This window comes from Halomonas salsilacus (genome assembly GCF_051216275.1).
Classification (GTDB): domain Bacteria; phylum Pseudomonadota; class Gammaproteobacteria; order Pseudomonadales; family Halomonadaceae; genus Halomonas.
The window spans coordinates 64,142-86,542 of sequence record NZ_JBPKAQ010000002.1 but is presented as its reverse complement, the minus strand read 5'-3'; the positions used below and the strand labels follow the sequence as shown (position 1 = coordinate 86,542).

18 protein-coding genes are annotated in these 22,401 nt (G+C 68.0%); 7 read left to right on the top strand and 11 right to left on the bottom strand.

Translation table 11 applies throughout. The annotated features are described in order from the left end of the window. Positions 1-4: 4 nt before the first annotated feature. Positions 5-2,848, top strand: a complete 2,844-nt coding sequence (gene fdhF, locus ACR80S_RS03735; protein WP_435402603.1) for a formate dehydrogenase subunit alpha — start codon at positions 5-7, stop codon at positions 2,846-2,848. Here the strand turns inward: fdhF and ACR80S_RS03730 are convergent. From ACR80S_RS03730 to ACR80S_RS03720, 3 genes are all read right to left on the bottom strand, one after another. Then, positions 2,788-4,263: an FAD-dependent oxidoreductase gene (locus ACR80S_RS03730; protein ID WP_435402602.1), complete on the bottom strand. Its 1,476-nt coding sequence runs from the start codon at positions 4,261-4,263 to the stop codon at positions 2,788-2,790. The genes fdhF and ACR80S_RS03730 overlap by 61 nt on opposite strands. Beyond that, positions 4,263-4,394, bottom strand: coding sequence for a hypothetical protein (locus tag ACR80S_RS03725; protein ID WP_435402601.1), 132 nt, complete (start codon positions 4,392-4,394; stop codon positions 4,263-4,265). The genes ACR80S_RS03730 and ACR80S_RS03725 overlap by 1 nt, the downstream gene beginning before the upstream one ends. Positions 4,395-4,559: 165 nt before the next feature. Further along, entirely contained in the window at positions 4,560-5,480 is a 921-nt protein-coding gene (locus ACR80S_RS03720) for a DMT family transporter (protein WP_435401694.1), read from the bottom strand. Between the two features lie 325 nt (positions 5,481-5,805). On the opposite strand from ACR80S_RS03720, the gene ACR80S_RS03715 reads away from it, so the two are divergent. From ACR80S_RS03715 to ACR80S_RS03705, 3 genes are all read left to right on the top strand, one after another. Continuing rightward, positions 5,806-6,189 carry a DUF4168 domain-containing protein gene (locus tag ACR80S_RS03715; protein ID WP_435401695.1) on the top strand — a complete coding sequence of 128 codons (384 nt, stop codon included), beginning with the start codon at positions 5,806-5,808 and terminating at the stop codon, positions 6,187-6,189. Between the two features lie 219 nt (positions 6,190-6,408). Next, the gene (locus tag ACR80S_RS03710; RefSeq protein ID WP_435402600.1) at positions 6,409-8,331 is read left to right on the top strand and encodes a DUF294 nucleotidyltransferase-like domain-containing protein; all 1,923 of its coding nucleotides are present in this window, start codon (positions 6,409-6,411) and stop codon (positions 8,329-8,331) included. Then, positions 8,331-9,053: a 3'-5' exonuclease gene (locus ACR80S_RS03705; RefSeq protein WP_435401761.1), complete on the top strand. Its 723-nt coding sequence runs from the start codon at positions 8,331-8,333 to the stop codon at positions 9,051-9,053. The genes ACR80S_RS03710 and ACR80S_RS03705 overlap by 1 nt, the downstream gene beginning before the upstream one ends. 124 nt (positions 9,054-9,177) lie before the next feature. Here ACR80S_RS03705 and ACR80S_RS03700 read toward each other — a convergent pair whose 3' ends face one another. Both ACR80S_RS03700 and ACR80S_RS03695 read right to left on the bottom strand, forming a co-directional pair. Next, positions 9,178-10,842, bottom strand: coding sequence for a BCCT family transporter (locus tag ACR80S_RS03700; RefSeq protein WP_435401697.1), 1,665 nt, complete (start codon positions 10,840-10,842; stop codon positions 9,178-9,180). 51 nt (positions 10,843-10,893) lie between these two features. Further along, on the bottom strand, positions 10,894-11,319 hold the full coding sequence (locus ACR80S_RS03695) for a universal stress protein (protein WP_435401698.1): 426 nt from the start codon (positions 11,317-11,319) through the stop codon (positions 10,894-10,896). 358 nt (positions 11,320-11,677) lie between these two features. Here ACR80S_RS03695 and ACR80S_RS03690 point away from each other — a divergent pair, with 358 nt between their 5' ends. Continuing rightward, positions 11,678-12,010: a hypothetical protein gene (locus ACR80S_RS03690; RefSeq protein ID WP_435402599.1), complete on the top strand. Its 333-nt coding sequence runs from the start codon at positions 11,678-11,680 to the stop codon at positions 12,008-12,010. 224 nt (positions 12,011-12,234) lie between these two features. Here the strand turns inward: ACR80S_RS03690 and ACR80S_RS03685 are convergent, their stop codons facing one another. The 4 genes from ACR80S_RS03685 to ACR80S_RS03670 all read right to left on the bottom strand — a co-directional run bounded on the left by ACR80S_RS03685 (position 12,235) and on the right by ACR80S_RS03670 (position 17,421). Beyond that, positions 12,235-13,644, bottom strand: coding sequence for a sigma-54-dependent transcriptional regulator (locus ACR80S_RS03685; RefSeq protein ID WP_435402598.1), 1,410 nt, complete (start codon positions 13,642-13,644; stop codon positions 12,235-12,237). Continuing rightward, positions 13,632-15,116: a sensor histidine kinase gene (locus ACR80S_RS03680; RefSeq protein WP_435402597.1), complete on the bottom strand. Its 1,485-nt coding sequence runs from the start codon at positions 15,114-15,116 to the stop codon at positions 13,632-13,634. The genes ACR80S_RS03685 and ACR80S_RS03680 overlap by 13 nt, the downstream gene beginning before the upstream one ends. 106 nt (positions 15,117-15,222) lie before the next feature. Continuing rightward, the gene (locus tag ACR80S_RS03675) at positions 15,223-16,398 is read right to left on the bottom strand and encodes a PQQ-dependent sugar dehydrogenase (RefSeq protein WP_435402596.1); all 1,176 of its coding nucleotides are present in this window, start codon (positions 16,396-16,398) and stop codon (positions 15,223-15,225) included. Positions 16,399-16,545: 147 nt separating this feature from the next. Then, positions 16,546-17,421 (bottom strand): AEC family transporter, encoded by an 876-nt coding sequence (locus ACR80S_RS03670; RefSeq protein WP_435402595.1) that lies wholly within the window; start codon positions 17,419-17,421, stop codon positions 16,546-16,548. Positions 17,422-17,538: 117 nt separating this feature from the next. Here ACR80S_RS03670 and ACR80S_RS03665 point away from each other — a divergent pair, with 117 nt between their 5' ends. Next, entirely contained in the window at positions 17,539-19,410 is a 1,872-nt protein-coding gene (locus ACR80S_RS03665) for an ABC transporter ATP-binding protein (RefSeq protein ID WP_435402594.1), read from the top strand. Positions 19,411-19,477: 67 nt separating this feature from the next. Here the strand turns inward: ACR80S_RS03665 and ACR80S_RS03660 are convergent, their stop codons facing one another. Beyond that, the gene (locus tag ACR80S_RS03660; RefSeq protein WP_435401705.1) at positions 19,478-19,693 is read right to left on the bottom strand and encodes a hypothetical protein; all 216 of its coding nucleotides are present in this window, start codon (positions 19,691-19,693) and stop codon (positions 19,478-19,480) included. A gap of 304 nt (positions 19,694-19,997) precedes the next feature. Between ACR80S_RS03660 and ACR80S_RS03655 the strand changes: the two genes are divergently transcribed. Next, positions 19,998-21,575 carry an NAD(P)H-dependent oxidoreductase gene (locus tag ACR80S_RS03655; protein ID WP_435402593.1) on the top strand — a complete coding sequence of 526 codons (1,578 nt, stop codon included), beginning with the start codon at positions 19,998-20,000 and terminating at the stop codon, positions 21,573-21,575. A gap of 37 nt (positions 21,576-21,612) precedes the next feature. Here the strand turns inward: ACR80S_RS03655 and ACR80S_RS03650 are convergent, their stop codons facing one another. Beyond that, complete coding sequence (locus tag ACR80S_RS03650) at positions 21,613-22,275, bottom strand: hypothetical protein (RefSeq protein ID WP_435402592.1); 663 nt, start codon at positions 22,273-22,275, stop codon at positions 21,613-21,615. Positions 22,276-22,401 lie beyond the last annotated feature (126 nt).

The following is a 22,401-nucleotide window of genomic DNA, read 5'->3' as shown; positions in this document are numbered from 1 at the left end:
ACCCATGCAGACCCCGCAAGCCAAGACCTTTACCCTGACCCTGGACGGCGTCGACGTGAGCGCCCGGCCGGGCGAGACCCTCTGGCAGGTGGCCAAGCGTGCCGGCGAGACCATTCCGCATCTGTGCTTCAAGGACGCCCCCGGCTACCGGGCCGATGGCAACTGCCGCGCCTGCATGGTGGAGATCGAGGGCGAGCGGGTGCTGGCCGCGAGCTGTATCCGCGAGGCGACGCCCGGCATGGTGGTGAAGAGCGCGAGCTCCGCGCGGGCCCGCGAGTCGCGTGAAGGTGTCATGGAACTGCTGCTTGCCGACCAGCCCGAGCGCGGGGCGAGCCCGGACCGGTCCAGCCACTTCTGGGCCATGGCCGATGGGCTCGCCATCGATGCCACGGCACAGCGCGAGCGGCTACCAGCGCGGGCCGAACGCGCCGCGCCCACGGTGCACCATGTGCGACCCCGCGACCACCAGCGCTTCCAGGATGCCTCCCACCCGGCGATGAACGTCGACCTCGACGCCTGCATCGAATGCGGCCTCTGCGTGCGCGCCTGTCGCGAGGTCCAGGGCAATGACGTCATCGGCCTGGCCCATCGCGGCGCGGCCTCCAAGGTGGTCTTCGACTTCGACGACCCCATGGGTGACAGCACCTGCGTGGCCTGCGGCGAGTGCGTCCAGGCCTGCCCCACCGGGGCGCTGATGCCGGCCACCCTGATCGACGCGCAAGGTCGAGGCGACTCGAAGATAGCCGACCGCCGCGTGGATTCCGTCTGCCCCTACTGCGGCGTGGGCTGCCAGCTCACCTACCACGTGAAGGACGACCCCGAACAAGGCGAACGCATCCTTTTCGTCGAGGGCCGGGATGGCCCCTCCAACGAGAATCGCCTGTGCGTGAAGGGGCGCTTCGGCTTCGACTACCCCAACCATCCGGCGCGGCTGACCCGGCCGCTGATCCGCCGCGAGGGGGTGCCCAAGGGGCTCGACCCCGACTTTGATCCGGCCAGCCCCCTGACCCACTTTCGCGAGGCCAGCTGGGAGGAGGCGCTGGAACTGGCCGCGGGTGGGCTCGTCGATCTCAAGGCGGCCCATGGGCCCGGGGCGCTGGCCGGCTTCGGCAGCGCCAAGTGCTCCAACGAGGAGGCCTGGCTGTTCCAGAAGCTGGTGCGCGTAGGCTTCGGCTCCAACCACGTCGACCACTGCACCCGGCTCTGCCACGCCAGCTCCGTGGCCGCCCTCATGGAGTGCCTGGGCTCCGGCGCGGTGACGGCCTCCTTCATGCAGGCGCTGCAGGCCGACGTGGTGATCCTCACCGGCTGCAACCCGGCGATCAACCACCCGGTGGCGGCCACCTACTTCAAGCAGGCGGCGAGGAACGGCACCAAGCTGATCATCCTCGACCCTCGTGGCCAGGCGCTGGACGCCTACGCCTGGCGTAGCCTGCGCTTCGCCCCCGGCGGCGACGTGGCGCTCTACAACGCCATGCTCAACGTCATCGTCAGCGAGGGGCTGTATGACACGGCCTACATCGATGCCCACACCGAGGGCTTCGCGGCCCTCAAGGCCGGCGTGGTGGACATGACCCCCGAGGCGATGAGCGGGCTCTGCGGCGTGGCACCCGACACCATCCGCGAGATAGCCCGGGCCTACGCCACCGCCGAGCGGGCAATGATCTTCTGGGGCATGGGCATCTCCCAGCACGTGCACGGCACCGACAACGCCCGCTGCCTGATCTCCCTGGCGCTGGCCTGCGGCCAGACCGGACGCCCGGGCACCGGCCTGCACCCGCTGCGCGGCCAGAACAACGTCCAGGGCGCCTCGGACGCCGGCCTGATTCCCATGGTGCTGCCCGACTACCAGCCGGTGGGCGATGCCCAGCTGCGCGCTGCCTTCGAGGAGCTGTGGAACGCCGAGCTCGACCCCGAGCCGGGGCTCACCGTGGTGGAGATCATGGACGCCATCCTGGCCGGCCAGATCCGCGGGATGTACATCCTCGGCGAGAATCCGGCCATGTCCGACCCGGACCTCCACCACGCTCGCCAGGCGCTGGCCGCGCTGGAGCACCTTGTCGTGCAGGACCTGTTCGTCACCGAGACCGCCCAGTTCGCCGATGTCATCCTGCCGGCCACCGCCTGGCCGGAGAAGGAGGGCACGGTGACCAATACCAACCGACAGGTTCAGCTGGGCCGCGCCGCCGTGGCGCCGCCGGGGGAGGCCAAGCCGGACTGGTGGATCATTCAGGAGATCGCCCGGCGCTTCGGCCTGGCCTGGGACTACGCCCATCCCCGCGAGGTCTTCGCCGAGATGAAGCGAGGCATGCACTCCCTGGATCACATCTCCTGGGAGCGCCTGGCGCGGGAGGGGTCGGTGACCTATCCCTGTCCTGCCGATGATGCCCCGGGCCAGGACGTGGTGTTCAGCGACGCCTTCCCCCGAGCCGGTGGGCGGGCGAGGTTCGCCCCGACTCGGCCACTGCCGCCGGACGAGCCGGTGGATGCCGACTACCCGACGGTGCTCACCACCGGTCGGCAGCTGGAGCACTGGCACACCGGTGCCATGACGCGGCGTGCTACGGTGCTGGATGCCCTGGAGCCCGAGGCGGTGGCCAGCCTCTCGCCCGGGGAGCTCAACCGCCTCGGCGTGGTCCCGGGGGAGGCGATCACCATCGTGACCCGCCGCGGCGAGATCACCCTGGCGGCCCGGGTCGATCCAGGCATGCCGGATGGCATGGTCTTCGTGCCCTTCGCCTACGTGGAGGCGGCGGCCAACCTGCTGACCAACCCGGCGCTTGACCCCTACGGCAAGATTCCCGAGTTCAAGTACGCGGCCTGTCGGCTGAGCCGTCCTTCCAGGTGAGCGGCCAGACGTATCGCCAGCTGCACCAGGGTCAGTGTCGGGTTGGCATGCCCGCCACTGGGAAACACGCTGGAACCGGCGATATACAGGTTGTCCTGAGCGAAAACCCGGCAGTCTCGATCGACGATGCCGTGCTCGGGGGAATGGCTCATGCGGGTGCCGCCCATGTGATGGCGCCCGGCCAACTCCCCCTCGGCCGGTGGGCGTATGGGTGCGGTGGTCAGCCAGTCGGCGAGCTGGAGACGCCCAATGTCGTGGTTGCGCAGATAATTACCGAACAGCAATGTGCTGTCGCGGATGGTGTGCAAGTCCAGCGTCGATTGACGCCAGACCAGCCTGGCGCGTGGCATGCCGATGCTGTCGACCTCGCGGGTCAGTTCGATACGGTTTTCGAGGCGGGGCTCCTGTTCCCAGGCGGCACGCAGCAACAGACTATAGACCCCCTGGCCTTGACGGTTCAGGGCGTCGAAGCGGCGCGCCAGTGACGGCGCAAGGGTCGAGAGGTCATCGATCAACCGCTGGGTCACCACGTCGTCCATACGGTGCAGACGCAGTCCGCAATTGAGGATGCCGTGCTTGGTGATGGCCTCGGCGGTCGGCGACAGGAAGACAGTAGGGTGATCCACCAGGTCCAGCGGGGCAGGGTCGAGGATCAGTGCGTGCCCGACCGTGGCATGGGGATGCTCCATCCAGTAGCGGCCGAGCGTGGCGGGTTGCGGGATCAGGCGCTCTTGTGTCTGTCGATTGCACCACAGCAGCAGTCGCGAATTCTCGATACCCCCGCATGCCAGCACGAAGTAGCGTGCCCGTACCCGGCGAAAGCTGCCCCGGTAGTTCCTGAAGGTGGCGCTCTTTATCCTGCCTTCCTGGGTTTCAAGGCCGAACAGATTAGCCGACAGACAGCACTTCAAGGTGGGTAAATCGTTAATGTCCGACGAATATTTCTTCGTGACTCGCATCGGTTGGCCACGGGAGAAGTGAATCCGCTTCAGGCTCGCCTCGGCAATGTCCTGGTCCGGTGGGATGGGCTGCAGGTCGAGAATGTCGGCGGCTTCGGCGTAGTACGGATCGAGTGTCTCCCGCTCGATCGGCCATGCCGTGTCGGGAGCGGCAGGCTTCGCCGCGAAATCATAGCGGTCCAGCGGGCGACTGATGCCCCCCCAATGGTTCGTCGAGCCCCCCAGGTAGCGAAGCCGCGTGTCTTCCAAGGCGGGGTAGGGGTCACCTTGCACCTGGCCTTCGTAGAGCGCCTGTGAGCGCTCGCTAAAGGTCTGGTCGCCACCTTCGCACAGCAGGACACGATGGCCCTGACGCGCCAGCTTGACGGCCATGGTCACACCGGCGGCACCGCCTCCGATAAGGCAGACATCCACCTCGTCACCCGGTTTACCGAGTGCCTCGAAGGGAATGTACATCAGAGATCGTCTTGATTGAGCAGCCAGCCCTGGCGCATGACCGGCGCAGAATCGCCGGGCTTGACGCTGGGGGGCGCCGGCCGGGTGCCGGCAACACCGATCGTGGTGAAAGAAAACAGCAGAAGACCCATCCCGGCCCAACCCGAATTTGACAGGAACCGGCGGCGCGTTGTCGTTGGCTTCATCGTGTGTGTCGCCCCGGTATTCATAGACCTTTTATGTCGTCATCCACAACGATAGTGGTCCAGTTCCGCCGAGTTCGCCAGCGCCTTCGGCGTCAGCGGGGGCGCCTCGGTTCAGGTCCTGGTGGGCGGCTTGCCCCGGACCACCAGCACCACGCCGGCGATGGCGATGGCCATGCCGATGAGCGAGATGGGTGGCAGGGCCTCGTCGAACAGCCACCAGGCCTGCAGGGCGGTGACCGGCGGCACCAGGTAGAAGAGGCTCGCGACCCGGGAGGCCTCGCCGCGCTTGATCAGCGCCATCAGCAACAGGATGGCGGCGATGGAGAGCACCAGTACCAGCCAGCCCAGGGTGAGCGCGAAGGTGGGCGTCCAGTCCACGCTGCGCTCCTCGAAGAGCAGGGCGCCCAGCCCGAGCAGCGCGCCCGCGGCCAGGTACTGCACGACGGTGCCCGAGAGCAGCGGCATGCCGGTGCAGTGGCGCTTCTGGTAGAGGGTGCCGCAGGAGATGCCGACCAGGGCCACCAGGATGGCCAGCAGGGCCCCGACGCCGAAGCCCTGGAACAGCGCCTCGCCCGGGTCCAGCTTGCCACCCAGCACCAGGACCACGCCGACCAGCCCCAGCACCAGCCCCAACCACTGGCGACCTCCCAGCCGTTCCCCCAGCAGCGGACCGGCGAGCCCGGCCGTCAGCAGCGGTTGCAGCCCCACCAGCAGCGAGGCGAGCCCCGCGGGCATGCCCAGGTAGATGCCGTAGAAGACCCCGCCCAGATAGCCGCCGTGCACCAGCAGGCCGGAGACGGCGATATGTCCCCACAGCCGGGCCCCCCGGGGCCACTCGCCGGAGAGCCAGTGGGCCAGCGGAATGAGCAGCGCCAGGGTCAAGGCGAAGCGGATGAACAGGAAGGTGAAGGGCTCGGCGTAGGGCAGGCCGAACTTGGCACCGATGAAGCCGGTGCTCCACAGCGCCACGAACAACAGTGGCATGGCAGCGAGCCACAGGCTGGCGGCGCGAGAAGCAGGAGCGGGGGGCATGTAAAACGTCCATGTCGGGGGTTGGGGTGCCACAGACCATACTGTGCCGCTCGAGTTTCGCCTAGTCCCCGAGAGGATGGCTCAGCCTCCATGAGGAAATGAAAGTCATTACCATGCCCCTGGGATTCCCGGAGGGCGCTGATGCCGGGCCGCCTGGCGGAGTGGTCGCTCAGGGCGTCTCTCTTTGCTGACGAATGTAGCGTTGTGAATACTTCATGTTTCGAATTTTTACATGAAAATTCTGAACACTGCCGGCTTACGGCCGTCACAGTTGCCACCTGTACGCAATGCCCCGTCGGGGTTCTCATTTCCATTGGAGGAATTCATGAATCGAATCACCGCTCTCTTTTCTGCCGCCCTGCTCAGCGCCGGCCTGATGTCCGCCACCGCCCACGCCCAGCAGGACCCGGCGGCCGCCCCCGAGCAGCCCCAGGCCGCCGCTCCGGCCATGGACTTCTCCGATGATCAGCTTCAGCAGTTTGCCGATGCCTCTCAAGAGATTGCCGTGCTCTCCCAGGATTACACCGAGCGCCTGCACGCCGCCGAGGACGAGGCGACCCAGCAGGAAGTCCGCATGGAAGCCAATGACAGGATGGTGGAAGTGGTCGAGGACAGCGGACTCGATGTGGATACCTTCAACGCCATCGGCCAGGCCATCCAGCAGGACCCCGAGCTGATGCAGCGCATCCAGGAGATGGTTCAGTCGTAAGGAGGGTTCAGTCGTAAGACAGTCCTGATCCTAAGACAGACCTGATCCCATGCCGACTCACATCGGCAGCGCAAACGGCCACCCTTCGGGGTGGCCGTTTGCGTAGGCGCGGGTCGCTGCTGTCCGTGGCCGTCGAGGCGCCGCTCCGGGCCGGCTTTACAGGGCACCGCCGAACTCCCAGACTTGGCCCAGATGGCCCGCCGGAAGGGAGCGTGACCGATGGAAGTGGAACTGCTGGACATCCGCCAGCACATGGGCCGCTTTGCGCCCTTCGATGCCCTCTCCGACGACCTGCTCGACGAGATCGCGGGCCAGGTGGAGGTCGCCTACTATCGGGCCGGCAGCGACATCCTGTTGCTCGATGAAGAGATTCACGAGCTCGGCTTCATCCGCAGCGGGGCCGTGGAGGTCTATCGACGCAACGGCGACCTCTATGATCGCCGCGGTGAAGGCGATATCTTCGGCCACTTCAGCCTGCTGCGGAACCATCGTGTCCGTTATCCCGTGCGTGCCCTGGAGGACAGCCTGATCTACTTCCTCCCGGATACGCTCTTCCAGCGCCTCTGTGAGAAGGACGAGCACTTCGCCGACTTCGTGGAGCTGGAGCGTCCGCGCCTCGAATCTGCGGTCGAGCACCAGAAGAAGCAGAACGACATGATGATCACCCGGGTGCGCAAGCTGCTGACCCGCTACCCGGTGATGGTCGAAGCGAGCACCACGGTGCAGGAGGCCGCGCGCCAGATCAGCGACTCCGGCGCCTCGGCGGTGCTGGTGCTGGATGCCCCCGGCGACACCCCCCGCTATACCTTCCGCGACAGCGAGGAGCGCGCCTGGCAGGTGCGTGGCATCCTCACCGACAGCGACTTCCGCCGCCTGGTGGCCGAGGGACGCGAACCCGGCACCCCGGTGGGGGAGATCGTGGGCGACCGGCTGGTGGCGATCCAGTCCGACGAGTCGGTGCACGAGGCGATGCTCACCATGCTGCGCAACAACATCCACCACCTGCCGGTGATGCACCGCCGCCGTCCGGTGGGCATCGTGCACCTCTCCGATATCATTCGCTACGAGACCCACTCCAGCCTCTACCTGGTCAGCAACATCTTCAATCAGTCCTCGGCCGAAGGCCTGGCCAAGCTGGCGCCGGACGTGCGTGCCGCCTTCGTGCGCATGGTGGAGGATGGCGCCGACTCCCGCATGATCGGCAGCGCCCTCTCCACCATCGGCCGCAGCTTCACCCGCCGCCTGCTGGAACTGGCCGAGGAGGCGCTGGGTCCACCGCCGGTTCCCTACTGCTTCATGGCCATGGGCTCCATGGCGCGCAACGAGCAGAGCCTGGTCACCGACCAGGACAACGCCCTGGTGCTGGATGACGCCTTCGACCCCGAGGCCCACGACGCCTATTTCCGGGAGATGGCGAAGATCGTCAGCGATGGCCTGCACGCCTGCGGCTATACCTACTGCAGCGGGGACATCATGGCCACCAACCCGCGCTGGCGGCAGCCGCTCGCCGTGTGGAAGGGCTACTTCCGGGACTGGATCCGCGACCCGACCCCGGAGCGACTGCTGCACAGCTCGATCTTCTTCGACCTCGACGCCGTCTACGGCGAGAACGTCTACGTCGAGCAGCTCCAGGACCTGGTGGCCGAACAGGCCCCGCAGAGCGCGCTGTTCCTGGCCGCCATGGCCCGCAACGCCCTGAACCGCACGCCGCCGCTGGGGTTCTTCCGCACCTTCGTGATGGAAAAGGATGGCAAGCAGAACAACACCATCAACCTCAAGCGCCGCGGCACCGCGCCGCTCACCGAGCTGATCCGGGTCCACGCGCTGGCCTGCGGCTCCCGGGCCCAGAACAGCTTCGCGCGCCTGGATGACATCGACCGCACCCAGCTGCTGGCGCAGGGGGTCAGCGACAAGCTGCGCTACGCCCTGGAGTTTCTCTCCATGGCGCGCATCCACCACCAGGTGATCGACCTGCAGCACGAGCGCACCCCGGACAACACCATCGAGCCGGAGAATATCAGCGACACCGAGCGCCACACCCTCAAGGACGCCTTCCAGGTGCTCAGCAACGCCCAGAAGTTTCTCAAGTTCCGCTATCCGGTCCCGGCCGCCGCGGCTCGCCGCCCGCGAGGGCCCCGGTGATTCGGCTGCCTGCCACGACGCGGCAGCAGGCCCCCGGCTGGCCCGAGTACCTGGCCGACCGCGCCGCCCGGGTCCGGCACCCGCTGCTCAAGGCCTATTTCGCCGCGGGCTGTCCCGAACCGGCCACCCCCATCGGTGAGGTGCCCCTGGTCGCCCTGGACATCGAGACCACCGGGCTGGACCCGCGCCGCCACGCCATCGTCAGCGTCGGGGTGGTGCCCTTCAGCCTGTCGCGCATCCCGCTGCGCGAGCGGCGCTACTGGGTACTCAAGCCGGCTCGCGAGCTCACCGAGCAGTCGGTGATCCTGCACCGCATCACCCACGCCGAGGTGGAGCACGCCCCCGATCTCGCCGAGATCCTGCCCGAGCTGCTCGAGCTGCTGAGGGGGCGGGTCGTGGTGGTGCACTATCGCCAGATCGAGCGCCCCTTCCTGGACACCGGCATCCAGGCCCGGCTGGGGGAGGGGCTGCGCTTTCCGCTGATCGACACCATGTCGCTGGAGGCGCGGCTGCACCGCCAGTCGCCGTGGGCCCGCCTGCGCCGCTGGATGGGCCGCCCGCCGGTCTCGATCCGCTTGCACAACAGCCGGGAGCGCTACGGCCTGCCCGCCTACCAGGGCCACCATGCCGTGGTGGACGCCCTGGCCACCGCCGAGCTGCTGCAGGCCCAGGTGGCCGGCCGCTACTCCTCCGAGACACCCGTGAGCGAACTGTGGAGCTGAGTACTGAAAACTGAAAACTGAACGCTGAACGCTGAACGCTGAACGCTGAATGTGAATGCTGAACCAAGGAGGGCGGCCACTGGCCGCCCTCTTGACTGTCACACCGAATGTGTCGGGTTCGGTTTCACTTCGCCTTCGGCTCGCTCATCAGCCCCTTGACGATGGCGTAGCAGCCCACCAGCAGCACCAGCGTGAAGGGCAGGCCGGTGGTCAAGGCCGCCGTCTGCAGGGCGGCGAGACCGCCACCCAGCAGCAGGGCGATGGCCAGCGCCCCCTCGATCAGCGCCCAGAAGATGCGCTGGGGCTTGGGTGCGTCCACCTTGCCGCCGGCGGTGATGGAATCGATCACCAGCGACCCGGAGTCCGACGAGGTGATGAAGAACACGATCACCAGCGTGATCCCGACGAAGGAGGTGATGGCGGTCAGCGGCAGGTACTCCAGCATGGTGAAGAGCTGCAGTTCCAGGGCCGCGTCCTGAACCTCGGTGATGCCCGAACTGACCACCTGGTCGATGGCCGTGGTGCCGAAGGCGGTCATCCACACCACCGAGGCCAGGGTCGGCACCACCAGCACGGAGATCAGGAACTCACGCACGGTGCGTCCGCGGCTGACCCGGGCGATGAACATGCCGACAAACGGCGACCAGGCGATCCACCAGGCCCAGTAGAAGGCCGTCCAGCCCTGGCTGAAGTTGGCGTCCTCGCGCCCGAACGGCATGGAGAGCGCCGGCAGGTGGGTCACGTAGCCGATCAGGTTCTCGACTACGCCGGTGGCGATCAGCAGCGTCGGGCCGACGAGAATCACGAACAGCAACAGCATGAGGGCGAGCACCATGTTCAGCTGGGAGAGGCGCTGCACGCCCTTGTCGACGCCGAGCATGATGGACCCCAGGGCCACCAGCGTGATGCCCAGGATCAGCAGCACCAGGGTGGTGTCGCCGGTGGGGATGCCGAACAGGTACTCGAGGCCCCCGGCCGCCTGGGTGGCGCCGATGCCCAGCGAGGTGGTCAGGCCAAACAGGGTGGCGAAGACTGCGAGGATGTCGATCACGTGCCCCGGCCAGCCCCAGATGCGCTCCCCCAGGATCGGGTAGAAGATCGAGCGCATGGTCAAGGGCAGGCCCTTGTTGTAGGCGAAGATCGCCAGCGACAGGCCGACGATGGCGTAGGCCCCCCAGGGGTGAAAGCCCCAGTGGAAGATGGTGGCGGACATCCCCAGCGCGATGGCGCCGGCCTGGTCACCCTCGGCACCGCCCAGCGGGGCCCAGTCGGTACGCAGGCCATCCTCGCCCAGGCTGATGCCACCTAAGGCGGTGCCGTAGTGGCCCAGCGGTTCCGACACCCCGTAGAACATCAGGCCGATGCCCATGCCGGCGGCGAACAGCATGGAGAACCAGCCGGCGTAGCCGAAGTCAGGCGTGGCGTCGGCGCCGCCGATACGCACCTTGCCCAGCGGGGTGAAGATCAGCACGATCGCGAGCAAGACAAACACATTCGCCCCGAGCAGGAAGACCCAGCCCAGGTGGGTGGTCAGGAAGCTGAACGTGTTGTTGAAGATCGGCTCCATCTGATCCTGCAAGGCCAGCGTCAGGATCACGAACAGCAGGATCACGATCGCGGAGAACATGAAGACCTTGCCGTGCAGGTCCACGTCGATCCCCATGGGGGAGGCGGTGATGTTGTCCTGACCGATCACATAGTCGGTATCAATGAGGTTCGCCGCCCCCTCCGGGGCGGGAATACCCTCGGAAGCCTGGGGCTTCTCGTTGGGGTTCTCGTCGTTGGCCATAATGGCTCTCTCCCTTGCTTGGCGTCTTGGGGTGAATGCGTTGTGGCCGGTTCAGGTCTTGCTCGGGCGTACCAGGAACACCGAGACATCGGTGTGGGTCGCCACCTTGCCACCATGGGACGGCATGATCACGTCCAGGTGCTTGGGCGGGTGGGTGGGCATCACCACCAGGTCGGCGCCGACCTCCTTGATCGCCTCGATCAGGTCGTCGTCGAGATCGGCGATGGGGTCGGGGCTGACGATGGTATGGATGCTCACCGGCTGGCCATGCACCTCGGCGCGCTTCTGGGCGAAGGCTTCCAGCTTCTGAGCAAACTGCTCCGGCGTGCGGGCGACGCTACCCGGTGCGCTGGAGGTCACGCCGACGTAGCACACCTCGGCGTCGTAGTGCCGCGCCAGGTCGGCCACGGTCTGCAGCGTCGGCTCGATGACCTCGATATGGGCGAGATCGATCGGCACCATGATCTTGTGATACATCGTGTTATCTCCTGATGAGGGCGAGGCTAGGCGGCGGGGGCCGCGCCCTTAGCGTAGACAACGACCCGCCGATGCGATGCTGGCGGTTTTTTTGGATAACTTTTCCTGGACAACTTTTCTTGGACAACTTTTCTTGGACAGCAACGATACACGAACAGGGTGATATTGCCGAATCGATCCGGGTCATCCCTGTCTCATGTGCCACTCTGCTACACCCTGGCGCGTCTGATGGCGTCGTGCGCCATTGCCTCTCGTTTTTGTAATTATATGATCTGAATTACTAATTTTCGCTTGCGCCCCGGGTGGCATGCTAACTGCAGCATCTTGGACAGCATCCCTCGAAAAGGAGAACGAGCGAATGTCCGAAGATACCCAACACATGCCCCGTCATCGTCGCCTCAAGGCGCTTGTCGCCATCGCGGCCCTGTCATTGGGCAGCCTGGCCCTGGCCGGCTGCGGCAATAATGACGACGAGTTGCCGCCCATGGAGCCGGAAGATCCCCCCATGGACCAGCCGGTCCAGGAAGCGCCGATGGGCGATGAGCCGGCGATGGGCGATGAGCCGGCGATGGGCGATGAGCCGGGCATGGACCAGGACCCCGCCATGAGCGAGGAGCCCATGGATCCCATGGATAACCAGGAGCCGATGATGGACGAGATGGAAGAGGATGAGGAACGCGGCAGCCTTTGATGGATCGCTGTTTCCTGTCCTACCGGCCTGACGTTTCTGAACGTCGATTCTGAACGTCACGCCGGTCCATCTTGTGAATGATGCAGTTTCTACGGTGTTCCCTGGCGCGGCCGGTCGATGCGTTCGCCATCCCTCGGCATCCAGGACCAGACCGCGCTTTTCAGCCCCTGCCAGGTGCAGGGGTTTTTTTTGGCTGCTCGAGGGGCGCGTCGCACAGGGTAGAATCAATCGTCGTCGAGGCGCCGATAGAGGGTGCGTCGGGCGATGCCCAGGATCTCGGCGGTGCGGCGCTTGTTGCCCCCGGTGGCCTCGAGCACCTTGCGGATATAGCGGTTCTCGACCTCCTCCAGCCGGGGCCAGGCCTGGGTCGGGGCATGGGTCGAGACGCCGGTGACCAGGCGGCCGGCCAGTTCGTCGCCGCTCTCGCGGCGTGATGCCTCGGCCTGCTCGCGCAGGCGCTCGGGCAGGTCGGCGTGGCGGATCTCGCCGGCGTCGGCGAGGGTCACCGTGCGCATGATGGCGTTCTCCAGCTCGCGCACGTTGCCCGGATAGGCGTAGGCGAGCAGCGCCTGGAGGGCGGCGGGCTCGATGCCCTCGATGGGCTTCTCCTGGGCGTCGGCGTGCTTGTCGATCAGCGCCGTGATCAGCCGCTCCAGATCGCCTTCGCGCTCGCGCAGCGGCGGGAGGCGCAGCGAGAAGGTCTCCAGTCGGTAGAAGAGGTCGCTGCGGAACTGGCCGGCCTCGATCTCCTGTCCCAGGTCGCGGTGGGTAGCGGCGATGATCCGCACGTCCACCGGCTCCTCTTTCTCGCCGCCTACCGGCCGCACGGTCTTCTCCTGCAGGGCGCGCAGCAGCTTGGCCTGCAGCCCCGGCAGCATCTCGCCGATTTCGTCGAGGAACAGGCTGCCGCCCCGGGCCGACTGGAACAGCCCCTGGCGGTGATCGCTGGCCCCGGTGAAGGCCCCCTTCACGTGGCCGAAGAACTCGCTCTCCATCAGCTCGGCCGGGATGCTGGCGCAGTTGACCGCCACGAACGGGCCACCGGAGCGGGGGCTCTCGGCGTGGATCGCCCGGGCCAGCAGCTCCTTGCCGGTGCCGCTCTCCCCCAGCACCAGGATCGGCGCGTCGCTCTTCGCCAGGCGGGCGGCATCGTGGAACAGCGCCTGCATCGGCTCGCTCTCGCCGATGATGCCGTGGAAGTGGCCGGGCGACCCGTCCTGACGGAAGCGCTCGGCCAGCCGGCGGTGCTCCAGCACCCGGTAGACCGCCTCCCGGACGGTCTCCAGGTCCAGCGGCTTGGTCAGGAAGTCATCGGCACCGAGCTTGAGGGCCTCCACCGCCTGGTCGATGGTGCCGAAGGCGGTGATGACGATGAAGCCCAGCGCGCTGCCCTCGCCGCGCAGCTGCTCCAGCAGCGCCAGGCCGCTCATGCCGGGCAGGCGCACGTCGCTGATCACCATGGCCACCGGGGTGTGGCTGAGGATGGCGATGGCCTCCTCGGCGCTGGCCGCCCCCAGGGTGGCGTGGCCGGCCTCCTGAAGCTCCTCCTCGAGCAGTTCCAGGATGGCGGGGTCGTCCTCGACGACCAGGATGGGGCAGGCAGGCACGGCGTCCTTTCGTGTCACGGTTGGCATCCTCGCGGTCCATGGCGGGCGGTGTCGGCGCCTTCCAGAGTGTCGTCCAACGGAAGGGTGATGGCGAACCCGGCGCCACCGAGCTCGCTGTCGAAGACACCGATGGTCCCGCCGTGGTCGTTGATGATGCGGTGGACCATGGAGAGCCCCAGGCCGCTGCCCTGGCCCACCGGCTTGGTGGTGAAGAAGGGGTCGAAGACCCGGGGCTTGTCGGCCTCGCGGATGCCGTTGCCGTCATCCTCCAGCCACAGCTGCAGCTGGCCGCCGCGGGTCTCGGCGCGCAGCCGCACGCAGCGGGTGCCCTCGGCCTGGGCGGCGTTGCGCAGCAGGTTGGTGAGTACCTGGGTCAGCTGCTGGCCGTTGGCCAGCAGCCGCGGGGGCGGGGCGGGCAACTCGGCCTGAAGCCGGGTGCCATGCTGCTCCAGCTCTTCCTCCACCAGCTCGCGGGCGCCCTCCAGCAGGAGCTCCAGCCCCACCCACTCCTTCTCGACGTTATGGCGCCGGCCCAGCTCCATCAGCTGGCGAACGATCGCGACGATGCGCGCCACCTCGCCGCGGATGCGCCCGAGGCGGCGTCGCTCGTCGTCGCCGATCACCTCGCGGCGGGCCAGGCGCTGGGCCTGGCCATTGATCACCGTGAGCGGTGCGCCGATCTCGTGGGCCACCCCGGCGGCCAGCACCCCCAGCTCGGCGAGCTTGCGAGACTTGCGCAGGCGCTTCTCCAGGGCGATTTCGTTGAGGCGTCGCGCCTCGATGTTGGCGTCCTTCTCGGCCATGGCGTCGAGCATGCCGTTGAGGGCCACCGCCAGGCGGCGGTACTCCTCGGGGCCCCGGGCCGCGGCGCGCTGCTCGCGGTCGCCGCCCTCGACCCGGGCCATCACCTCCAGCAGGCGGTTGATGGGGCGCTCGATATGGCGCCTGAAACCCCACCAGATGCCCAGCACGATACCGGCGGAGCCGAACAGGAAGGCCAGGCCGGCCACCCGGGTCAAAAAACCGGTGTAGTTCTCGATGCCGGTGTTGAGGCGGTTGACCTGCAGCACCCCGCGTACCTCGCCGTCCGGGGTGGTCAGCGGCATCAGCGCCGAGTAGTAGGTCCACCCATCGTGCTGACGATAGTCGCCGGTGGGCTCCCCGGCCGTGACCACCTCGCGGATCTCCTCGGGCTCGAAGAGCGTCTCGCCGAGCCCCAGGCCATAGGTCTCGCGGCCCTCGAGGTCGAACACATAGGCACCATAGATGCGGTGGAAGGAGAAGGCCGCGTGCAGCGACTCCTCCAGCGACTCCGACGATTCGCGGGCCATGGCGTAGCCCAGCGAGGTGCCGATGGCGTGGGTGATGATCTGGACCTCGGTCTGCAGCTTGGTCCGGACGTTGTCCTCCAGCGAGTGGATGGCCACCAGACTGAAGACCACCAGGCTCAGGAACAGCGGCCCGATGACGGTGAGGATGATGAGGTTGCGCAGTCGCATGCAAAGTCCCGTGGCTGGCGCAGGCCGGCCCCGCCGATGGCGGGGCCGGAGAGGCGCAGGGAGGCGGGGAGGCCGGACGCTTGCCCGGCGCTTGCCCGACATACTGTCAATCCGCCGGCACCAGCCGATAGAGGCTGCCGCGGGCGTCGTCGTCGAGCAGGTAGAGGGCGCCGTCGCGGCCCTGGCGCACGTCGCGGATGCGTCCGATCTCGCCGTCGAGGATCACCTCGCTCTCGGCCACGGCGTCGCCGTCCAGCACCAGGCGCTCGAGCCGCTCACTGCGCAGGCCGCCGGCCAGCAGGTTGCCTTCCCATTCCGGGAACTGCTCGCTTCTCACCTCGGCCAGGCCGGAGGGGGCGAAGCGGCCCTCGAAGATGTACTGGGCGTCGCGCATGCCGGGCAGGGCGTCCGCGCCGATGGGCCGGCGGGTGGAGTAGTCCACGCCCAGGCTCACCTCGGGCCAGCCGTAGTTCTCGCCCCCCACGATGAGGTTGAGCTCGTCGCCGCCCAGGGGGCCGTGCTCGGTGGCCCAGGCGCGGCCGTCGGCGGCCACGGTCATGCCCTGGATGTTGCGGTTGCCGATGCTGAACAGCGCGTCCAGGGCACCGGCGTCATCCAGGAAGGGGTTGTCGTCTGCCGCCTCGCCGGTCTCGGTGAGGCGCAGCACGCTGCCGGCGTGGTCGCCCTTGTCCTGGGCGCGGGGCGGGTGGCTGCCGCGGTCGCCGATGCTCATCAGCAGGGTGCCATCCGGCAGCCAGGCCAGGCGCGAGCCGTAGTGGCGGCCGGGGCCGGAGAACCGGTCCTGGACGAAGAGTTCCTCGACGTTCACCAGGGCGTCGCCCTCCAGGCGGGCCCGGGAGAGGGTGGTGGCGGTGCCGCCGCTGCCGGCCTGGCTCCAGGTGACGTAGACCCAGTCGTGCTCGCCACCCGCCTGGCCATAGTCGGGATGCAGCACCACGTCGAGCAGGCCGCCCTGGCCGCGGGCGTTGACCTCGGGCACGCCGCCCAGGTGGGTGATCTCGCCCGCCTCGCCGATATGGGCCAGGCGGCCGGGGCGCTCACTGACCAGGAAGCTGCCGTCGGGCAGCTGGGCCACCGCCCAGGGGTGCTCGAGCCCCGTGGCCACGCGCTCCAGGCGCAGGTCGTGGTGGGCGGTGTCGATCCGTTCGTCGATTGTCTCGGGCATCGTCTCGGGCATCCTCTCGGCGGCCAGCGCCTGGCCGCCGATGGCCAGGCCCCCCAGCAGCAGGGCGGCGGGAAGTCTTCTCGGATAGGCAGGCATTCCATGTTCCCCCTGGTCATTGCGATGTCGTCATCGATAGGTTCATGCGTTCTCACCTACCAGCATAGGGACTTTTCGGGGGCGGGGGTGTTCCCTGTCTCTATAAGACGACGCTATAAAGGCGACGCTATAAGGCGACGCTTCCGGCTACATCAGCCAGATCAGCAGCAGCGGCAGATAGAGCAGCGACATCAGGGTCGAGCAGAACACCAGGCTGGCGGTGTACTCCGGCTCGCGGCCGGCCTTCTGGGCGAACAGGTAGTTGAACACCGCCACCGGCATGCTCATCTGCAGCACCAGGATGCCCTGGGCCAGGGGCGGCAGGCCCAACAGGGTGCCGATGCCCCAGGCCAGCCCCGCCGCCACCGGAATGCGCAGCAGGCTGAAGCCGACCCCGGACTTGAGGCTGCGGACCTGGATGCTGGCCAGCGACACCCCCAGGGTGATCAGCATCAGCGGCACGGTGAAGCCGGAGATCAGGTCGACGCTGTTGTTCAGCCAGCGCGGCAGCGAGGTCTCGGTGAGCAGCAGGGCCAGCGAGATCACGATGGCGTAGACGGTGGGGGTGCGCGCCAGGGTCCTGAGCGCCTTGCCTTGGCTTGCCATGACCGAGCCCACGGTAAACTGGAACAGCGAGACGGTGACCATCACCGTGATGCCGAAGGCGAAGCCGGCGCTGCCGAAGGCGTAGAGCACCACCGGCAGCCCCATGTTGCCGGTGTTGGGGTACATCATGGGCGCCAGGAGCACCCGCCAGTCGCGGCCCAGCAGGCGCGCCATGGGCAGCGTCGCGGCGGCCATGGCGATCATCACCAGGGCCGCGGCGAGCATGGTGCGCCCGACGCTGCCGGCGTCGATCTCGGCGTTGGCCAGCGAGGCGATGATCAGCGCCGGGGTGCCGATGTTGAAGACCAGCCGGGTGACGAACTCCACCGGGTAGGGATGGCCCAGGCGGATCCAGGTGTAGCCCAGGCCGGCGCCAGTCAGCACCGGTGCCATCACGGCGAAGAGTTCGGCGATCATGGAGAGGTCCTCGGGGGCTCGGGGCGCGCCATTGTCCTGAATCGCCGGGTGTGCTGGCAAGCGCCCTCGGCTATGCTTCGCTGGCTAAGCACCGTTTGCTAGGCTCAAGGAACCTCCATGACGAACGCCTCCCCACCCGCGGCGGCCTCACCCAAGCCCGCCTCACCCAAGCCCGGCTCACCCAACAGCTTCCAGGCGCTGGTGCGCCTGCTGCGCTACGCCCGCGGCTACCGGCGGCGCATCATCGCCGCTACCACGTGCTCGATCATCAACAAGCTCTTCGATATCGCCCCGGAGATCCTGATCGGCGTGGCCATCGACGTGGTGGTGAACCAGGAGCGCAGCTTCGTCGCGCGGCTGGGCTTCGACACGCCCCAGGAGCAGATCTATGTTCTGGCGATCCTGACCTTCTTCATCTGGGCCGGCGAGTCGATCTTCGAGTACCTCTACAAGATCCTGTGGCGCAACCTCGCCCAGCGCCTCCAGGCCGACATGCGCCTGGATACCTACGAGCACGCCCAGCGCCTGGACATGGCCTACTTCGAGTCGCGAAGCTCGGGGCAGCTGGTGGCCACCATGAACGACGACGTCAACCAGCTCGAACGCTTCCTCGACGGCGGCGCCAACTCGCTGATCCAGGTGGGGGTGACCGTGGTGGCGGTGGGGGCGGTGTTCTTCGTCATCTCGCCCTTGATTGCGCTGCTCGCCTTCACGCCGATTCCGCTGATCATCTGGGGCGCCTTCTTCTTCCAGCGCAAGGCCGGCCCCCTCTACGCCGACGTGCGCGAGAAGGTGGGCGACCTCGCCAGCCGGCTCTCCAACAACCTGGCCGGCATCGCCACCATCAAGAGCTTCACCAGCGAGGCCCGGGAGGCGGCCCGCCTGCGGGAGGTGAGCGAGGCCTACGTGGAGGCCAACCGCCGCGCCATCCGGGTCAGCTCCGCCTTCATCCCGGTGATCCGCATGGCGATCCTCGCCGGCTTCCTGGCCACCTTCACCGTGGGGGGCATGCTGGCGCTGCGCGGCGATCTCAACGTGGGCGCCTACGGCGTGCTGGTGTTCCTCACCCAGCGGCTGCTCTGGCCGCTGACGGGGCTGGCCGAGGTGATCGATCTCTTCGAGCGCGCCATGGCCAGCACCCGGCGCATCCTCGACCTGCTGGCGGTGCCGATCACCGTGCGCGACAACCACGATGCGCCCTTGAAAGCACCGGTGCGCGGCGAGGTGAGCGTCGAGGGGGTGAGCTTTCGCTACGCGACGAGCGGTGTCGGCGTGGACAACGTGAGCCTGCGGGTGCCGGCCGGCAATACCCTGGCCCTGGTGGGCGCCACCGGCTCCGGCAAATCGACCCTGGTCAAGCTGCTGCTGCGCTTCTACGACCCCAGCGCGGGGCGGGTGCTGATCGACGGCCAGCCCATCAGTGAGGTGAGCCTCGCCTCGCTGCGCGGCGCCATCGGCCTGGTCAGCCAGGACGTCTACCTGTTCGAGGGCAGCGTGCGCGACAACATCGCCTACGGCCGGCCGGAGGCCAGCGAGGCCGAGGTGATCGAGGCGGCGAGAACCGCCGAGGCCTGGGCGTTCATTCAGGCGCTGCCCCAGGGGCTCGACACCCCGGTGGGCGAGCGCGGCGTGCGCCTCTCCGGCGGCCAGCGTCAGCGGCTCTCGCTGGCCCGGGCGCTGCTCAAGGACCCGCCGATCCTGGTGCTTGACGAGGCCACCAGCGCCGTGGACAACGAGACCGAGGCCGCCATCCAGCGCTCGCTGCGCAAGATCGCCCACGGCCGCACCGTGATCATGATCGCCCACCGCCTCTCCACCATCGTCCACGCCGACGAGATCGTGGTGATCGAGGGCGGCCGGGTGGTGGAGCGCGGCACCCACGGGACGCTGCTCGAGGCCGATGGCCGCTACGCCGCCCAGTGGCGGGTGCAGACCGGGGCACTGAGCGCCGACGAGGCAGTGGGTCAGATGGGGCCCGCGACATACTGAAGTGGTCCTGTGGGAGCGGTCCCATGGGAGCGCTCCCATAGGACCACCCTGTCATGGCCGGGTCGCGTCAGTTGACCTTCCAGAGCTGAAGAAGAGGCTCCTTGAGGCCATTGCGCCGGGCCAGGTATTCGGCATCTCGACGGGCATTGGCGGCATGGATGACGCTCATGGGCCCCTCGTCTGGCTGGCGTTGCACGACGGCGATTGCCCGTCCTTCCGCGCTGGCCGGGTGGCCGCCCAGCAAGGCGTTGAACATTTTTCTGGCGGTGCGATGAATGATCATGAGTCCCTCCGGTTCGACGAAACCTGCGTCCAGGTGGCGGTGACAGGCGCCCTGGCCATACTCACCATACGCTTACGTATACCGACCTTTAGTAACAATAGTACACGATTTGTTACATTCAAGGCGCAGTGATGCGTTGGGCCACGGCGGAGGGGTCATCGTCGCCACGGATTCGGACGCCAGCGGGGTCGGGGGGGGGGCTCGGGCGATGGCACTCAACCGGCGCCCTGCTCGATGACAGCCATGCTCCTCGCGTCTCTTCGAAAGACGATGCGAAGACACGACAACGGGGTGACACTAAACCATGACAACGTTCAGGAAGAACGGCGCGCCCGCCGCCGAAGGGGAACCGGCTCGGCCGCCGATCAAGGTGCTGGTCATCCTGGGGCACCCGCGAACCGACAGTCTCTGCGGCGCCCTGGCGGATGCCTACGGCGAGGGCGCCCTGGCGGCGGGAGCGCAGCTGCAGCGGCTGGATCTCGCGACCCTGGCGTTCGATCCGCATCTCCACACGTCGTCGCCCAACGATCAACCCCTTGAGGCCGACCTCTCACGGGCGCGGGAACTCGTTGCCTGGGCGGAGCATCTGGTGTTCGTCTACCCCACCTGGTGGGGGTCGGTCCCCGCGCTGCTCAAGGGCTTCCTGGACCGTCTCATGGCCCCGGGGTTCGCGTTCAGCACCTGCGAAGGAGGGATCGGCTATCAGGGGTTGCTGAACGGCCGCTCGGCGCAGCTGATCACCACCATGGACACCCCGCCGCTGATTCACCGGCTGCTCTATCGCGAGCCGGGCAGGAATGCCATGGCCCGGGCGACCCTGGGCTTCTGCGGCGTGCGCCCGGTGCGCTCGCTCGCCTTGGGGTCGGTCAAGGAGGCCAGCCTGGCGCAGCGCCAGGCCTGGCTCGCGCGCGCCAACCGCCTGGGGCGTGAGCTGGCGCGAGGCCGGATCACCCCGAGGGAACGGCTCACGCACAAGACCGGCGCCTGGCTGCGCGCCCTGCGCCTGCAGTTCTACCCCATGACCTGGGTGGCCTATGCGGTGGGCGGCCTGGCCGCCTCGCCGGGCGGGGGCGTGTTCGGCAACCCGGTGTTCTGGCTCGGCTACCTCTGCCTGTTCCTGCTGGAGGTGGCCACCGTACTGATCAACGAGGTGGTCGACCTGCGCACCGATCGCGCCAACCGCTTCTTCAGCACCTTCACCGGCGGTTCGCGAGTGCTGGTGGAGGGCGTGCTGAGCCTGCGGGAGGTCAAGGCCGGGATCATCGTCGCCCTGCTGGGCCTGGTGGGCAGCACCGCCTGGCTGCTAGGCGTGGCAGCGGTGTCCCCGGCGGCGGTGATCGGCGTGCTGGGGGTGCTGGCGGTCCTGGCCCTTGGCTATACCTTGCCGCCGTTGATGCTCAGCTATCGCGGCCTGGGCGAGCTGGATGTCGCCGTCACCCACAGCATCGGCGTGCTGCTGTGCGGCTTCGTGTTTCTCGGCGGGGGCTGGCGCGATCCGCTGCCGTGGCTGTTGAGCCTGCCGCTGCTGCTGGCGATCCTCCCCTCCATCACCCTGTCGGGCCTTCCCGATCTCGAGGCCGATGCCGACGTCGGCAAGCGCACCCTGGCGGTGCGGCTGGGGCACCGGGGCGCCGTGTGGGTCGCGCTCGTTTTCACCCTGCTTGCCACCGCCTGTGCGCTGGCCTGGTCGCTGACGGGCCTGGCAGCGGGCGCCTACGGGGGCATCGCCCTGGTGGTCGTGCCCCACGGCGCCTGGCTGGCGTGGCGGTTGACCCGGCACCTTCAATCGGCCCGCCCGCCCGGGCGCATCGATGGCCTGATGGCCGTCTCGCTCGGCTATGTGCTGTGGTTCGGGCTGTGGCCGCTGTTTCGGCTGGCATGACAGCGTTCAACGGCCCGGCACCCGTCGCCGCCTCCCGTCAGCGGCGAATCAGCACGGCGTCCAGCGTGACGGGCACCTCGTCGCCGATCTGCTCGTAGCCGAGCAGCAGCATGACCGAGCGCAGGGTCGGGTCGGCCATCAGCTCGCGGCCATCCAGCGCCACCCGCTCGGCGTTGGTGACCCGCACCCGCGCCGGCGATTCCCGGGTGAAGCGCACCGCCAGGGGCTCGCTGCGGGTGCTGTTGCCGCTCTGCACCGAGAGGGTGAGCACCTCCACCAGGGATTCGCCCACCGCCAGCCGCGCCAGGCGCTGGGGCGGAAATCGAGTGGTCACGGTGGCCAGGGGCCGCTCGGTGAGGCCTGAGAGCCAGGGCGGCAGCGGCCCCAGGCGTTCGACCACGTCGCTCTGGGCCAGGCGCAGCGGCAGCACCAGGGTGCCGTCCGCCTCGGCGGCGCCGGAGAGCCGACGCACCTCGTGCTGGCGGGGGATGGGGCCCTCGGGGGACATCTGGATCACGGTGGCGGCCACCCGCGACTGGGCCGGGTCCAGCTCCCAGGCCGCCGCCGCGGGCAGTGTAGCCAGGAGCGCAACCAGCAGCGCCGCCGGGAGCCGAGCCAGCAGGGCGACCCGAGCAGCGCCGAGCACGGACGAGCGGGTACGAAAAGGGACGAACGGACGAGAAAGAGCGCGAAGGGGCACCGGCGGATCTCCAGAAGGGGCGGGCCCATGGAAGACCGCGGCCGGGCCAGTAAGTGCCCCGGGCGGGGCAGCGGCCAGTGCAACGGGCAGTGCCCAGTTCAGCGCAACGGGCAATGCAACGGGCAA

Bases quoted from the DNA above. Each gene is read 5' to 3' on its own strand.
- ACR80S_RS03655 (WP_435402593.1), top strand. From the start codon at position 19,998: ATGACAACGTTCAGGAAGAACGGCGCGCCCGCCGCCGAAGGGGAACCG.
- ACR80S_RS03695 (WP_435401698.1), bottom strand. From the start codon at position 11,319: ATGTATCACAAGATCATGGTGCCGATCGATCTCGCCCATATCGAGGTC.
- ACR80S_RS03730 (WP_435402602.1), bottom strand. From the start codon at position 4,263: ATGTACATTCCCTTCGAGGCACTCGGTAAACCGGGTGACGAGGTGGAT.
- ACR80S_RS03685 (WP_435402598.1), bottom strand. From the start codon at position 13,644: ATGCCAACCGTGACACGAAAGGACGCCGTGCCTGCCTGCCCCATCCTG.
- ACR80S_RS03675 (WP_435402596.1), bottom strand. From the start codon at position 16,398: ATGCCTGCCTATCCGAGAAGACTTCCCGCCGCCCTGCTGCTGGGGGGC.
- ACR80S_RS03690 (WP_435402599.1), top strand. From the start codon at position 11,678: ATGTCCGAAGATACCCAACACATGCCCCGTCATCGTCGCCTCAAGGCG.
- ACR80S_RS03720 (WP_435401694.1), bottom strand. From the start codon at position 5,480: ATGCCCCCCGCTCCTGCTTCTCGCGCCGCCAGCCTGTGGCTCGCTGCC.
- ACR80S_RS03700 (WP_435401697.1), bottom strand. From the start codon at position 10,842: ATGGCCAACGACGAGAACCCCAACGAGAAGCCCCAGGCTTCCGAGGGT.
- ACR80S_RS03725 (WP_435402601.1), bottom strand. From the start codon at position 4,394: ATGGGTCTTCTGCTGTTTTCTTTCACCACGATCGGTGTTGCCGGCACC.
- ACR80S_RS03670 (WP_435402595.1), bottom strand. From the start codon at position 17,421: ATGATCGCCGAACTCTTCGCCGTGATGGCACCGGTGCTGACTGGCGCC.
- ACR80S_RS03665 (WP_435402594.1), top strand. From the start codon at position 17,539: ATGACGAACGCCTCCCCACCCGCGGCGGCCTCACCCAAGCCCGCCTCA.
- ACR80S_RS03660 (WP_435401705.1), bottom strand. From the start codon at position 19,693: ATGATCATTCATCGCACCGCCAGAAAAATGTTCAACGCCTTGCTGGGC.
- fdhF (WP_435402603.1), top strand. From the start codon at position 5: ATGCAGACCCCGCAAGCCAAGACCTTTACCCTGACCCTGGACGGCGTC.
- ACR80S_RS03680 (WP_435402597.1), bottom strand. From the start codon at position 15,116: ATGCGACTGCGCAACCTCATCATCCTCACCGTCATCGGGCCGCTGTTC.
- ACR80S_RS03715 (WP_435401695.1), top strand. From the start codon at position 5,806: ATGAATCGAATCACCGCTCTCTTTTCTGCCGCCCTGCTCAGCGCCGGC.
- ACR80S_RS03710 (WP_435402600.1), top strand. From the start codon at position 6,409: ATGGAAGTGGAACTGCTGGACATCCGCCAGCACATGGGCCGCTTTGCG.